12 protein-coding genes and 3 tRNA genes are annotated in these 13,879 nt (G+C 72.9%); 9 read left to right on the plus strand and 6 right to left on the minus strand.

Annotated elements, in window-relative coordinates:
• Positions 1-7: 7 nt before the first annotated feature.
• Positions 8-4,843, plus strand: a complete 4,836-nt coding sequence (locus KZQ38_RS36860; protein ID WP_219437530.1) for a DNA repair ATPase — start codon at positions 8-10, stop codon at positions 4,841-4,843.
• Between the two features lie 355 nt (positions 4,844-5,198).
• Here the strand turns inward: KZQ38_RS36860 and KZQ38_RS01250 are convergent, their stop codons facing one another.
• The gene (locus KZQ38_RS01250) at positions 5,199-5,714 is read right to left on the minus strand and encodes a hypothetical protein (protein WP_219437532.1); all 516 of its coding nucleotides are present in this window, start codon (positions 5,712-5,714) and stop codon (positions 5,199-5,201) included.
• A gap of 296 nt (positions 5,715-6,010) precedes the next feature.
• On the opposite strand from KZQ38_RS01250, the gene KZQ38_RS01255 reads away from it, so the two are divergent.
• Together KZQ38_RS01255 and KZQ38_RS01260 are read left to right on the plus strand one after the other, a co-directional pair.
• Positions 6,011-6,838: a glutamate ABC transporter substrate-binding protein gene (locus KZQ38_RS01255; RefSeq protein ID WP_219437534.1), complete on the plus strand. Its 828-nt coding sequence runs from the start codon at positions 6,011-6,013 to the stop codon at positions 6,836-6,838.
• 206 nt (positions 6,839-7,044) lie between these two features.
• A complete protein-coding gene (locus KZQ38_RS01260; RefSeq protein WP_015105489.1) occupies positions 7,045-7,248 on the plus strand; it encodes a cold-shock protein in 204 nt (67 codons plus the stop codon).
• 63 nt (positions 7,249-7,311) lie between these two features.
• Here KZQ38_RS01260 and KZQ38_RS01265 read toward each other — a convergent pair whose 3' ends face one another.
• The 4 genes from KZQ38_RS01265 to KZQ38_RS01280 all read right to left on the minus strand — a co-directional run bounded on the left by KZQ38_RS01265 (position 7,312) and on the right by KZQ38_RS01280 (position 10,721).
• Entirely contained in the window at positions 7,312-7,614 is a 303-nt protein-coding gene (locus KZQ38_RS01265; RefSeq protein ID WP_219437536.1) for a hypothetical protein, read from the minus strand.
• Positions 7,615-7,814: 200 nt separating this feature from the next.
• Complete coding sequence (locus KZQ38_RS01270) at positions 7,815-9,998, minus strand: heavy metal translocating P-type ATPase (RefSeq protein ID WP_219437538.1); 2,184 nt, start codon at positions 9,996-9,998, stop codon at positions 7,815-7,817.
• Entirely contained in the window at positions 9,998-10,207 is a 210-nt protein-coding gene (locus KZQ38_RS01275; RefSeq protein WP_219437540.1) for a heavy-metal-associated domain-containing protein, read from the minus strand. The genes KZQ38_RS01270 and KZQ38_RS01275 overlap by 1 nt, the downstream gene beginning before the upstream one ends.
• 43 nt (positions 10,208-10,250) lie before the next feature.
• Entirely contained in the window at positions 10,251-10,721 is a 471-nt protein-coding gene (locus KZQ38_RS01280) for a RodZ family helix-turn-helix domain-containing protein (protein WP_219437542.1), read from the minus strand.
• A 165-nt stretch (positions 10,722-10,886) separates the two neighbouring features.
• Here KZQ38_RS01280 and KZQ38_RS01285 point away from each other — a divergent pair, with 165 nt between their 5' ends.
• The 6 genes from KZQ38_RS01285 to KZQ38_RS01310 all read left to right on the plus strand — a co-directional run bounded on the left by KZQ38_RS01285 (position 10,887) and on the right by KZQ38_RS01310 (position 13,056).
• On the plus strand, positions 10,887-11,129 hold the full coding sequence (locus KZQ38_RS01285) for a hypothetical protein (RefSeq protein ID WP_121010399.1): 243 nt from the start codon (positions 10,887-10,889) through the stop codon (positions 11,127-11,129).
• 123 nt (positions 11,130-11,252) lie between these two features.
• Positions 11,253-11,891: a ScbR family autoregulator-binding transcription factor gene (locus KZQ38_RS01290; RefSeq protein WP_219437544.1), complete on the plus strand. Its 639-nt coding sequence runs from the start codon at positions 11,253-11,255 to the stop codon at positions 11,889-11,891.
• Between the two features lie 12 nt (positions 11,892-11,903).
• Positions 11,904-12,635, plus strand: a complete 732-nt coding sequence (locus KZQ38_RS01295; protein WP_219437546.1) for an SCO6745 family protein — start codon at positions 11,904-11,906, stop codon at positions 12,633-12,635.
• A gap of 150 nt (positions 12,636-12,785) precedes the next feature.
• Positions 12,786-12,858: transfer RNA gene (locus KZQ38_RS01300), tRNA-Glu, on the plus strand.
• Positions 12,859-12,871: 13 nt separating this feature from the next.
• Positions 12,872-12,945 (plus strand) — tRNA-Asp (locus KZQ38_RS01305).
• A gap of 34 nt (positions 12,946-12,979) precedes the next feature.
• Positions 12,980-13,056: transfer RNA gene (locus KZQ38_RS01310), tRNA-Phe, on the plus strand.
• 50 nt (positions 13,057-13,106) lie between these two features.
• On the opposite strand, the gene KZQ38_RS01315 is transcribed toward KZQ38_RS01310, so the two are convergent.
• Positions 13,107-13,853, minus strand: coding sequence for a protein phosphatase 2C domain-containing protein (locus tag KZQ38_RS01315; protein WP_219437548.1), 747 nt, complete (start codon positions 13,851-13,853; stop codon positions 13,107-13,109).
• Between the last annotated feature and the right edge of the window lie 26 nt (positions 13,854-13,879).

Raw genomic sequence — 13,879 nt, forward strand, 5'->3', positions numbered from 1 at the left:
CCCGCCCGTGACCGCGACCCTCGACGCGGGCACCTACGAGGTGCTCAAGGCCCGGCTCGCCGAGCAGGCGGCCGGGCTCGCGAGCCGGGCGGAGGCGTTGAACGGGCGGCGGCTGGAGGTGTTCGGCGGCGCCGAACTCGCCCTGCTCGGCACGGAGCGCATCCGCACGGAGAACAACTGCGTGCCCCGCGACTGCGTGTCGGTGTCCGTCGCCGACACCGACGGCGAGCACGCGTCGGGCCTGATGTTGTTCGGCTACAACGTGTTCATCGGGTTGAAGCCGGAGACCACGGTCGACGACGTGTTCTCGCTGCACCGGTTCACCCGCGACGGCGACGCGTTCCGGTTCGAGGACGCCCGCGACGAGCTGCCCGGCCTGCTCCGCGACCCCCGGTTCGAGCGGGACTTCGCCGAGCTGTACCGGTACTACCGGGACACGCGGCTGGTGCAGCTGCGCCGGTTCGAGGGCAGGCTGCTCGCGGTGTTCCAGACCGGCGCGCGCACGTCGGACATCCGCGTGCTGCGCTGGCGGATCGGCCTCGACGGCACCGTCGAGTACCTGGACAACCGCGGCGAGCGCGACCACGTCTTCCCGCCGTCGCACGACTTCGAGTGGACGCCGACCACCCGCGAGCAGCACGTGCTCGGCCGCCACCCGCACATCTCCATCGAGGACGAGGTCTTCGTGGAGACCGTCGGCGGCGACCTCACCATCAAGGTGGAGAACAACACCGAGACCGGCGAGGGCATCTACCACGAGCCGGTGGACGAGCCGTTGCAGTCGCTGGCCGACGCCGACGTCGAGTACGCGCGCGTGGGCACGCTGGTCCTGCTCCGCATCCGCCCCTACAACGAAACCGCGTGGCGGCACCTGGTCTTCAACACCCGCACCAAGAGCGTGGTGCGGCTCGACGGCATCGGCCAGGCGTGCCAACGGCTCCCGGAGGACCAGGGCCTGATCTTCCCCGGCGGCTACCACCTCACCACGGGCGTCGGCAAGACGTTCGACACCGAGGTGGACGAGCTGGAGTTCGAGCGCGTCATCCGCTCCACCAACGGCGAAGACGTGCTGTACGTGTTCCACGCGCGCCGTGAGGGCCGCTCACTCCTCCTGCCGTACAACGTGATCCGCAAGGAAGTGGCGAACCCGTTGGTGTGTCACGGGTTCTCGTTGTTCGACGACGGCACGCTGGTCGTTTTCCGCGCCACGTCGGACGAACCGACGCGCGTGCACCCGATGCAGGTGTGGCAGACGCCGTACCTGTCCGACGCCTACGCCGCCGCCCAACCGGTCGGCACCGGCGCGCTGGAGAAGGTCGGCAACGCGGACCTGGTGCGTGGCATCTCCGACTGCCTGTCGGTCAGCCGGCTGGTGGCGGAGATGGCGCCGTCCGAGGCCGTGTTCGAGGACCTGATCGCCGCGTGCACCAGGGTTTTCGACACCTACCACTGGCTCGGCGACCCGGAGCTGGGCGACCTGCGCGCGCCGCTGGCCGACGTCCGCGCCACGGCCGAGCAGGTGCTGGACGAGTTCGAGGCCGTGCAGGCGTTGACCGGCCAGGCGGCACGCGCGGTGGACGAGGCGGCCGAGCAGGTGGCGTCGCTGGTGCGCCGGGCACGCGGCGAGGTGCCCGGCGGCGCGGACGCGTGGGTGCGGCAGCTCGCCGACCTCCGTGCCGCCCAGGGGCACCTGGTGACGTTGCGGGAACTGCGTTACGCCGACCTCGCCCGCGTCGACGGCCTGGCCGCCGAGCTGACCGCCGAGCTGGACTCGGCGGCGCAACGCGCCGTCGAGCACCTGTCCCGCGCCGACGCGTTCGACGCCTACCGCGCCCAGGTGGACGACCTGGTGGCGAAGGCGGAGTCGATCCGGACCGTCGCCGAGGCGCGGCCCGTCACCGACGAGCTGGCCGAGCGGCAACGCGGCCTGGAGGTGCTGACCGAGGTGGTCGGCACGCTCGACATCGCCGACGCCACGGTGCGCACGGCGATCCTGGAGCGCATCGGCGAAGTCCTTGGCGGGCTCAACCGCGCACGGGCCACTGTGGACGGTCGCCGCCGCGACCTGCTCGCCACCGAGGGCCGGGCCGCGTTCGCCGCCGAGTTCGCGTTGCTCGGGCAGTCCGTCACCGGCGCGTTGGCGGTCGCCGACACGCCGCAGCGGTGCGACGAGCAGCTGGGCGTCCTGCTGCTCCAACTGGAGAACCTGGAATCCCGGTTCGGCGAGTTCGACGACTTCCTGGCCCAGCTGGGCGCGAAGCGGACCGACGTCTACGAGGCGTTCTCCTCGCGCAAGCAGGCGCTGCTGGACGAGCGGGCCCGCCGCGCCGACCGGCTGGCCGAGTCTGCGGACCGCGTCCTGGGCAGCATCGCCCGGCGCGTCGCGTCGCTCGGGTCGCTGGACGAGGTCAACACCTACTTCGCGTCCGACCCGATGGTGGCCAAGGTCCGCGGTGTCGCCGAGGAGCTGCGTGAGCTGGGCGACCCGGTGCGGGCCGAGGAGCTGGCCGGCCGGGTGCTCGCCGCGCGGCAGGAGGCGGGCCGCGCGTTGCGCGACCGGCTGGACCTGTTCGACGGCGAGGCCATCCGGTTGGGGCGCCACCGGTTCGCGGTGAACACCCAGCCGCTGGACCTCACCCTGGTGCCGCAGGGCGACGGGATGGCGTTCGCCATCACCGGGACCGACTTCCGCGCGCCGGTCCGCGACGCCGGTTTCGCGGCCACCCGGCCGTTCTGGGACCAGCTCGTGGTCTCGGAGACCGCCGAGGTGTACCGGGCGGAGCACCTGGCCGCTTCCGTCCTCGCCGAGCACCCCGTCGACCGGCTGCACGCCGTCGCCGCCGAGGGCGGGCTGCCCGACCTCGTCCGCCAGGTCGCGGAATCCCGCCTGGACGAGGGTTACGAGCGCGGCGTGCACGACCACGACGGGGCCGAAATCCTCGCCGAGCTGTTGCGCCTGCACGCCGACGCGGGCGTGCTGCGTTACCCGCCGTCCGCACGTGCCGCCGCGCAACTGCTGTGGGCGCGGACCGACGAGGACACCCGCGCGGGGTGGGCGCGGCGGGCCGCGTCGCTCGGCCGCGCGCGGGCCGCATTCGGCCACACCGCCGCGATCGACGCGTTGTGCGTGGAGATCGCGGAGCACGCCGGTGACCCGCTCGCCGGCGAGTACCTGTTCGAGGAGCTGTGCGTCACGCCCGCGGGCTTCGCCACGAGCGCCGCCGCGCGGGCGCTCGTGGACGAGTTCCACCGCGCCCTGGGCGACCGCGAGGACTTCGCGGACGACCTGCGGGCGCTCGCCGACCCGGACGAGCGCCACGCGCTGGTGGCGGGCTGGTACGAGGCGTTCCTCGGCGACCGGGTCGAACCCGACCTGCCCGAGGCGATCGCCCTGGAGCTGTGCCGGGACCTGCCGCGGTACGACGCGCCCGCGCGGCTGGAGTCCGTTGTGGACGGTCTGCTCGGCGCGCACCCGCGGATCACGGGGCGGCGGCTGCACGTCCGCCTGGACGAGCTGCTCGCCCGCACCCGGCGGTTCCGCGCCGAGCGCGTGCCCGCGTTCCGCGCCTACCAGCAGCGCCGCAACGAACTCGTGGCGCGTGAGAAGGAGCGCCTGCGGCTGGACGAGTACCGGCCCAAGGTGATGAGCGCGTTCGTCCGCAACCGCCTGCTGGACGAGGTGTACCTGCCGTTGATCGGCGACAACCTGGCCAAGCAGCTCGGCGCGGCGGGTGACGCGAAGCGCACCGACCAGATGGGCCTGCTGCTGCTCATCTCACCGCCCGGCTACGGCAAGACGACCCTCGTGGAATACGTCGCCAACCGGCTCGGCCTGGTGTTCGTGAAGGTCAACGGCCCGGCGCTGGGGCACGACGTGACCAGCGTCGACCCGGCGGACGCGCCGAACGCCACCGCGCGGCGCGAGGTGGAGAAGATCTCGTTCGCGCTGGAGACCGGCAACAACGTGCTGCTCTACCTGGACGACATCCAGCACACCTCGCCGGAACTGCTCCAGAAGTTCATCTCGCTGTGCGACGCGCAACGCCGCATGGAAGGCGTGTGGGACGGGCAGACCCGCACGTACGACCTGCGCGGCAAGCGGTTCGCGGTGTGCATGTCGGGCAACCCGTACACCGAGTCGGGGCAGCGGTTCCGCATCCCCGACATGCTCGCCAACCGCGCCGACGTGTGGAACCTCGGCGACGTGCTGTCCGGCCGCGAAGAGCTGTTCGCGTTGAGCTACGTGGAGAACGCGCTCACCTCCAACCCGGTGCTCGCGCCGCTGTCGACGCGGGACCGCGCCGACGTGGAGCTGCTGGTGCGGATGGCGCGCGGGGAGGAGGTGCGGGCCGACCAGCTCGCCCACCCGTACTCGACGGTCGAGCTGGAGCAGGTGCTCGGGGTGCTGCGGAAGCTGTTGCGGGTGCGGGACGTCGTGCTGGCCAACAACCAGGCGTACATCGCGTCGGCCGCCCAGTCCGACGCGGCGCGCACCGAGCCGCCGTTCCTGCTCCAGGGCTCCTACCGCAACATGAACAAGCTGGCGGAGAAGGTCGTGCCGGTGATGAACGACGCCGAGCTGTCGGCCGTCGTCGACGACCACTACGCGGGCGAGGCGCAGACCCTGACCTCCGGTGCGGAGGCGAACCTGTTGAAGCTGGCCGAGCTGCGTGGTGCGCTCACGCCCGAGCAGGCGGCGCGGTGGGAGCGGGTCAAGGCGGCTTACCGGCGGGCGCAGGCGCTCGGTGGCGCGGAGGACGACCCGGTGAGCCGGGCGGTGGGCGCGGTGGGCCTGCTCGCGGACCGGGTGGGCGGCGCGATCGACCGCCTCGCCGACCGCTAGCACCTGCCCCGCGCCGCCCGGGACCGCCGGCGCGGGGGAGGTGGTGGTCGGGGCGGGGGCGCTAACTATCAGGCAGGCTTCCTGAAAGTTTCGCGGGGCGGCGGCCTCCGGGACCGCCCCCGGCGGTGCGGGGGAGGCGGTGGTCGGGCTGGGCGCTAATTTTCAGGCAGGCTTCCTGAAAGTTTCGCGGGGCGATGGCTTCCAGGGCCGCCCCCGCCAGCGCGGGGGAGGCGGTGGTCGGGCTGGGCCGTATCTTTCAGGCAGGCTCCCTGAAAGTTTCGTGTGGCACTAGCTTTCAGGCAGGCTTCCTGAAAGTTTCGGGGGCGAACGACCACACCCGCTCTGAGGACACGCCCTAGCGGTCCTCGTCCTCGTGCAGGCAGTCGTAGTCGCCCCACGGCGGTCGGCCGGGGTGTCCGGTGCCGTGCAGGCGCGGCCAGTCGCACCAGTCGCCCCACGGCGGCGGGAACACCCATGGTGGGCAGTCGCGGTCGAAGGGGTCGTCCTCGTCGCACCGGACCGGCGGTTTGCCGCGTGACGGCGTGGGTTTCGGGGTCGTCGTGGTGGTCGGCGGCGCGGGCTCGGTCGTCGCGGTGGGCGGCGGTGGCGGCGGGGGCTGGGTGGTCGTGGTCACCGGCGTCGGCTCGGGTTTCCGCGGTGGCGGCGCGACCAGCACGGCCGTGAGCGACGGCAGCACCCGCACGGTGGTGGTGAACGTCGCGCTGAGCACACCCGGTTGCCCCGGGCTCAGATCAACCCGGCGCACGTCCACGGGTCTCGGCTCGCCGGCCGTGACCACCATGGCGAGCAAGCCGGTCGCGGCCAGCACGCCGGCCGTGCCGGCGAGCGCGACTCTCCTGCTCCTGCCCATCCCTCTGCACCCGCCCCCGACGACGCACCACGGTGGTCACGTGGAATCGTTCAACCGGCAAAAGGTGTTACGCGGCGCGGGTTCCACGCCGTCTCAACCGGCCGCCACCACACCACCGCGGCACGGTACTCCGCCCGACCCGGCCGCCGGCACCGCGTGCCGGGCGGTCGTGGCGTGCCGGGCGGTCATCGCGGTGAGACCTTCATCGCAGCGCTTCCGGTACCGCCGTGCCTAGCATGTGCGGGTCTGGTGCGTGATCCGCACCGCCAACCCCGACACCGAGAGGTGCGCAGCTGATGCTGTTCCGACGACTGCTGCCCGCGACCGCGGCGGTGGCCGCCCTGGCGTTCACCGCGGCCTGCGGCGGCGCACCCGACGACACCCTGGAGGGCAAGGCCCGCGACGGGCGGCTCACCATCGGCATCCGGTTCGACCAGCCGGGCATGGCCCAGCGGCGGCTCGACGGCAAGTACGTCGGGTTCGACGTCGACGTGGCGAAGTACGTGGCGGGACAGCTCGGCGTGCCGGAGTCCGGCATCACCTGGCGGGAGGCCCGGTCCGCCGACCGGGAGCGGCTGATCGCCGAGGGCGGGGTGGACTTCGTCGTCGCCACCTACTCGATCACCGAGCAGCGCAAGGAGCGGGTGGCGTTCGCCGGGCCGTACTTCCAGACCGGGCAGGGCCTGCTGGTGCGGTTCACCGACACCGAGATCACCGGGCCCGCCGCGTTGAACGGCAAGCGGCTGTGCTCGGTCGCCAATTCCACGTCGGCGCGGAAGGTGGAGTCCGAGTTCGCGAAAGAGGTCCAGCTCGTCGAGTACGGGCAGTATTCGGACTGCGTCACGGGCCTGCTGGCGGGCAACGTGGACGCGGTGACGACCGACGAGGCGATCCTCGCGGGCTACGTCGCGGAGAACCCCGAGCTGCTCAAGCTGGTCGGCGAGCCGTTCACCACCGAGCGGTACGGCGTCGGGCTGTCGAAGTCGGACCCGAAGGGCCGGTCGGACGTGAGCGCGGCGATCGAGCGGATGGTGGCGACCGGCGAGTGGCGGTCCGCGCTGGAGCGCAACATCGGGAACTCGGGCGTGCGGCTGCCCGACCCGCCGGAGGTCACCGAGAAGTAGCGGACCGGGCTTCATCCGGTGGTAGTGCGGAGCGTGGTCGACCCGATACGCTCACCAGCGCAGGCCGTGGTTTCTGTGTTCGTGTCTCACGCTCGCGGAACGACACGCGGGCGTGCGTCCCCCACCGCAGGCGGTGGGGGAAACGCCCCGGGACGGCCGGGGCTGCATGGTGCAGCCCCAAGCTTTCCTGCGATGGAGGCAGGTACATGGCACTGGGCACTGTCAAGTGGTTCAACTCCGAGAAGGGCTTCGGCTTCATCGCCCAGGAGAACGGCGGACCGGACGTGTTCGTCCACTACTCGGAGATCCAGGGGCAGGGGTTCCGCACCCTGGAGGAGAACCAGCGCGTCGAGTTCGAGATCGGTCAGGGCACCAAGGGTCCGCAGGCCCAGAACGTGCGCAAGGTCTGACCCCAGTCGTGACGCAGGCCCCGCGCTCCACCCGGAGCGCGGGGCCTGTTCGGCTTCCGGGGACTACATCCCGCGCTGACGCGCCTCCCACTCCAGGCGCTGCATGACCCACTCGGTGGCCAGCGCCTGCGGCGACGTCTGCCGCTCGGCGGCGAGTTCCTTCAACTGCTCGTTCGCCACCAGTTGGAGGCGGAGCTGGTAGACCTGCGCGTTGCCGAAGCTGCCGGAGGCGGTGGTCTCCACGTCCGCCTGCGGGGCCAGCGCCGCCAGGTAGGAGGTCAGTTCGTCGTCGGGCTGCATCCCCTCCTGCTCCTTGAGCGGGGGGCGGTGCCGGCCGGACTTCGAGCGTCCAAGGGAAAGAGCCACCGCGCAACGATAACGGTTGAGTTGCGGAACGGCCCGAACTGTGGCCTGCGTCACAACGGTGTGCATGGAGAGGCCCCCGCGCCAGGGGGAGGAACGCGGGGGCCGGAGGGGATCTCCACAGGCGCTGACCGGGGGTGTGTCAGCAATTCGGATTGTTGCACGTGCACGTGGGCCTGGGGAGTGGGTTGGGCCGAAATCTTTCAGCCGCTCACCGGGCGGAACCCGCGCAGGCGCAGGCTGTTGGTCACCACGAAGACACTGGAGAACGCCATCGCGGCCCCCGCGAGCATGGGGTTCAGCAATCCGAGGGCCGCGAGCGGCAAACCCATCACGTTGTAGGCGAACGCCCAGAAAAGATTTCCCCGAACGGTCCGGAGGGTCCGGCGGGACAACCGGATGGCGTCCGCGGCCACCCGCAGGTCGCCCCGCACCAACGTCAGGTCGCCCGCTTCGATCGCCACGTCCGCGCCCGTGCCCATGGCCAGCCCGAGGTCCGCGGCGGCCAGCGCGGGCGCGTCGTTGACGCCGTCGCCCACCATCGCCACCACCCTGCCCTCCGCCTGGAGCCGCCGCACCACCGCCACCTTCTCGGCGGGCAGCACGCCGGCGACCACCTCGGTCACGCCGACCTCGGCCGCCACCGCCTCGGCCACCACCCGGTGGTCACCGGTCAGCAGCACCGGCCGCAACCCCAGTTCACGCAGCCGGCGCACGGCCTCGGCGCTGGTCGGCTTGACCGAGTCGGTCACCGACAGCAGGCCGATCGGCTCGCCGTCCACCGCCACCGCGACCACCGTGCGCCCCTTGTGCCGCTCCTGGTCCACCAGGGGGTCGGACCGCAGGTCGTCCGGCCTGCCGACGGTCACCTCGTGGCCGTCCACCACGGCCGTCACGCCCAGGCCCGCGCGGTTCGCGAAACCCGAGACCGCGGGCAGCGCCGGCACCTCCGCCTCCGCGCTACGCACGACGGCCGCCGCGATCGGGTGCTCCGAGCCCCGCTCCGCCGCGCCCGCCAGCGCCAGCAGCCGCTCACGCGGCACGCCCGGCACGGGCAGCACCGCCACCAGCTCCAGCCGACCCGTGGTCACCGTGCCCGTCTTGTCCAGCACGACCGTGTCCACGCGGCGCGTCGACTCCAGCACCTCCGGGCCCTTCACCAGGATGCCGAGCTGCGCGCCCCGACCCGTGCCGACCAGCAGCGCCGTCGGCGTCGCCAGGCCCAGCGCGCACGGGCACGCGATCACCAGCACCGCCACCGCCGCCGTCACCGCGAACTCCAGCGGCCGACCCGCGAGCAGCCACCCGACCAGCGTCACCACCGCGATGCCCAGCACCACCGGCACGAACACCGCCGACACCCGGTCCGCCAGCCGCTGCACGGCCGCCTTGCCGGACTGCGCCTGCTCCACCAGCCGCGCCATCCGGGCCAGCTGCGTGTCGGCGCCGACCCGTTCCGCCGCCACGACCAGCCGCCCGCCCGCGTTGACCGTGCCGCCGACCACCCGGTCGCCCGGTCCGACCTCCTCCGGCACGGACTCGCCGGTCACCACCGACCGGTCCACCGCCGACGCGCCCTCGACCACCACGCCGTCCGTGGCGATCCGCTCGCCCGGCCGCACCACGAACCGGTCGCCGACCGCCAGCGCCGCCACCGGGACGCGTGCCTCCACGCCGTCCCGCAGCACCGCCACGTCCTTCGCGCCCAGCTCCAGCATCGCCCGCAGCGCGGCGCCCGCCCGGCGCTTCGACCGCGCCTCCAGCCACCGGCCGAGCAGCAGGAACACCGTGACGCCCACCGCGACTTCCAGGTAGACGTCACCCGTGGTGGCCGGGCGCGGCACGAAGCTGAACCCGTGCCGCATCCCCAGTTCGCCCGCGTCGCCGAACACCAGCGCGTACAGCGACCACAGGTACGACACGGCCACGCCCATCGACACGAGGGTGTCCATGGTGCTCGCGCCGTGCCGGGCGTTGACCGCCGCCGCGCGGTGGAACGGCCAGCCGCACACCCACACGACCGTCGTGGCGAGCGCCAGCGACACCCACTGCCAGCCGGGGAACTGCCACGCCGGGACCATGCCCAGCGCGATCACCGGCGCGCCCAGCAGCGCCGCCACGGCGAGCCGGTCGCCCAGCCCGGCCGGGGGCTCCTCGGCCGGTCGCTCCGGGCTCGCCCCGTACCCGGCGGCCTCCACCGCGGAGACCAGGTCCGCCACGGCCGTGCCCGCCGGGAACTCGACGCTCGCCTTCTCGGTCGCGTAGTTCACCGAGGCGGTCACGCCGTCGAGCTTGTTGAGCTTGCGCTCGACCCGGTTCGCGCACGACGCGCACGTCATGCCGGTGATGGCCAGCTCGACGCGGTGCGTGGTCCCCGCGGCGGTCATCAGCCGACCAGCTCGTAACCGGCCTCGGTGACGGCGGCGCGCACCTCGTCCCGGGACAGCTCGCGCGTGCTGGTCACGGTCACGGCGCCGGTGGCGAGCCGCACGTCGACGCCGGTGACGCCGGCGACGGCGGTCAGCTCCTCGGTGACGGAGCTGACGCAGTGCCCGCAGGTCATGCCGTTGACGGTGTACGTGGTGGTGACGGACATGGGACCCCTCATTCCGATCGTCCTGGCACCACCCACCATACCCCTAGGGGGTAGGGCTATCGTCCGGCGGGGTCTCCAGGGCCGTGATCTCGCCCTCCAGCCGCACGACCAGCTCCTCCAGGCCGGCCAGCATCCCGTCCAGCTCGGTCATCTTGTCGTTCATCACCCGTTCGATATCGGCTTCGATCTCGGCCAGCGACAGGGTGTTGAACAACGCCTGCGGGTCGAACGGCGGCGTGGCCGGTCCCGCGTCGGCGGTCGGCCGGTCGGCGCCGGGAGCGGTGTCGGCGGTGGGCGCCGCGGCGCTCGGGGTGGGCTCGGTCGGTGCCTGCCCGATCGGCGCCGGGTCGGCCGGTGCCTGCCCGATCGGCGCCTGCCCGATCGGTGCCTGCCCGATCTGGGCAGGGTCGGTCGGGGTCGGCGCGGCCGGTGCCGGGTCGGTCCGGTCCGCGTCGGGGTTCGCGGGTCGGTGCGGAGCGGAGTCGGGCTGCGGACGGGAGTCCGGATCGGTCATGGGTCCACCCTCTCGTTGTTCGCGCCAAGCAGATCACGGCCTGCTTGACACCTGCTCGTCTGCACGGAAAGTGACACTCCGTTGCCTTGGAATCACTCTGCGGGGGGCTGCGGCGGTTCGACGGGCTCGCTTAGCCTCGCGCCAACCTCAAGTCGGGGAGGCGTCATGAGCGGGTCCCTAGAAGTACGTCAGTTCCTGTGGAACCAGGACGACATCATGTCGAGGCCGGGCGGTGGGGTGCCCGCGCAGCGAACCGGTGAACCATCGCGGATCTCGGACGAGCAGGTGCACCGCGCGCGGCTGTCCGTCGCCCGCGGCGCGACCAGCGCCGAGGACTGCCGGCTGCTGCTCGACATGCTCGGGCTGTCACCGGGTGAGGACGGTGGCGCACCACCCGTGCAGCGCTAGCACGCGGACCCGGCCGGGGCACGCGCCCCGGCCGGGCGGTCCGCTTGGTGGACCGCGCTTGCGCGTGGCGGCCGGGGGGCGAAGGCTGGGCGGCGCACCGACCGCACACAGCTCGGAGCCGCGATGCCGCACCGGACGCCGCAGCAACCGCGCGCGCACGCCACCCGGCAGGCGATCCTCCGGGCGGCGGCCGAGGAGTTCGACCGCCTGGGTTACGCGGGTGCGCCGCTGAGCGCCATCCTGGACCGCAGCGGGGTCACCAAGGGCGCGTTCTACTTCCACTTCCCGTCCAAGGCGGCGTTGGCGTCGGCCATCGCCCGCGCGCAGGACGACGTCTGGCCCGTTCTCACCCGCGCGTGGCGGGACCGCGGGCTCGACCCCCTGCGCACCCTGGTCGGCCTGCTGGAGGAAGCCGCGGCGCGGCTGTCCGACGACGTCGTGCTGCGGGCCGGCGTGCGGATCACCGCCGACCGGGAGTTCGGCCACGTCGGCCTCGCCACGTCGCACCTGCGTTGGGAGGCGGTGCTCGTCGACCTGCTGGACGCGGCCCGCGCGGCGGGCCAGCTGCGGCGCGGCGTCGACCCGCGGGGCGCGGCGCGGACCCTCACCGCCGCCGTCCTGGGCGCGCGCCTGATCGCCACCGCCACCACGCGCTGCGCCGACTACCCGGACCGGGTGCGCGAGATGTGGCGGTTCGTCCTGCCCGGTATCGCGACCGACGAGTGGTGTGCCGAGGCGATTGCCCGGCCCGCTGTTTTGTGACACTGTCACAAAATGGCTCCTCTGGCGGAACGGACCAGGCGGCCCCTGGTCGAACTGGGCGGCCGGTTCATGGTCTCCACCGAACTCGCCGCCCGCGAGCAGGGCGTGGGCCTGCCGCCCCGGACGCTCTACTTCCGCGGTCGCACGGCCGTGCTCGGCGACCCGCCCGCCGACGTCGTCGCCGCCGTGCTCGGCATCTTCCCCACCCGGGTGGTGGAGAAGTCACTCGTCCGTGGTTTCCCGGCGACCCGCGCGATCGAGGCGTACCTGGGCGCGTGCTGGGACTGGGCGCGGGACGCCTTCTCCGCCGCCGACCGGCCGGGCCGGCTCGCCGACCTGGGCTTCGCGGTCGCCGACGCGGCCGACCCGTCCGCGCTGCCGCTGTTCCAGGGCTGGCGCGGCGCGAACCGGCCCGACGACGCGGCGGCCCGCCTCGGGCACGCCCTGATGCTGTTGCGCGAGCTGCGTGGCGGCCTGCACTTCGCCGCGTTGCGCGCCGTGGGCCTCACCGTCGCGCAGGCCGTCGCGCTGGACCCCGGCGGCGGTCGCGGGCGGCTGCGGCGCACGGGCTGGCACCCCGACGAGGTGGACGCCCTCGTGGCCGCCGTCGAGGGCCGGGCCGACCTCGCCGCGCGGTGGCGGGAGGCGGAGCGGCTGACCGACGAGCGGTTCGAGGAGGCGCTGGGCGTCCTCGGTGCGGGGGACCGGGAGGCGTTCGCCGCTGGGCTGGAGGCGCTCGGGTGACCCGAACGGGGGTGGAAAACGCAGGTCAACGCGTTGTGCCACCCCCGTTTTGGAGTACGCGCGACTGTGCCCTATGCTTATCGTGCTTCCACCGGACAGCGTGGAGGGCCTGGGAACGAAGGCGGCCCAAGAGGCTGCCGGAGGAATCGGGTCCCCATCGTCTAGCGGCCTAGGACCCCGCCCTTTCAAGGCGGTAGCGCGGGTTCGAATCCCGTTGGGGGCACGTAGTACAGCAAGGCCCAGTGGCGCAGTTGGTTAGCGCGTCGCCCTGTCACGGCGAAGGTCGCGGGTTCGAGTCCCGTCTGGGTCGCAAGGCAGTTCGGCTACACGGCCGATCCGCTACCGGCCAGGTAGCTCAGTTGGTACGAGCGACCGCCTGAAAAGCGGTAGGTCGGCGGTTCGACCCCGCCCCTGGCCACCACTTCGAGTGGAAAACCCCATCCGGTTCCCGGGTGGGGTTTTCTGCTTTTCTCACGGGAACCGCACCACTGCCAAAGCCTGGTCGTCGTGTGTTTTCGAGCGCGGCCAACGGCGGTGGTCGACATCACCCCGTTCCGCTTCCCGGATCGCGTCCAACACCGATTCCGGGCCATTCGCGGAAGTGACGTCCAACACCTCCTGCCAATCCGCGAACAAGCCGTAGTCGTCCACGCCGCACGCGACGCCGTCCGTCGCCAGCACGATCGCGTGGACCGCGTCACGCCGCCACGTCCGCCGCACCGCCCGGTACGCGGCGGCCGGGTCCGCCTCGGCCACCCAGAAGCCGCCCTCGCGGTTGCGCCAGTCCGTGACCCTGCTCACCTTCCCGCGCAGGTCGCGCAGCCGGTCGTCGGCCACCACGTCCACCCCGTGCTCGCCGAACACCGCCACGGGGCTGTCGGCGAGCACCAGCACGTCCACGGCCTCGTCGGTCCACCGGGCGATCGCGACGGTGCTGGACGGCGAGTCTCCCGGCGTCAGGCCGTGCGCGTCGGCCAGGCGCTTGATCGCGGCGGCCAGTTCGTCGGCCAGGTCCCCGTCCAGGTCCCCGTCCGGGGGCGTCAGCTCGGCGGCCAGCCGGGCGGAGTGCCAGCCGCCGTCCCGGACGCGGGGTGTCGGGGACGTGGCCCCGTCCAGCAGCACGACGGCGTTGGGCAGCACGACGACCCGGTCCTCGGTGGGGCGGGGCCTGCCGTCCGCGCCGACACCGGCGCGCTCGGCGGTGGTGATCTCCGGCATGACGCCGAGCCTATGTGTCAACCTGG

Source organism: Saccharothrix obliqua (genome assembly GCF_019375475.1).
Classification (GTDB): domain Bacteria; phylum Actinomycetota; class Actinomycetes; order Mycobacteriales; family Pseudonocardiaceae; genus Actinosynnema; species Actinosynnema obliqua.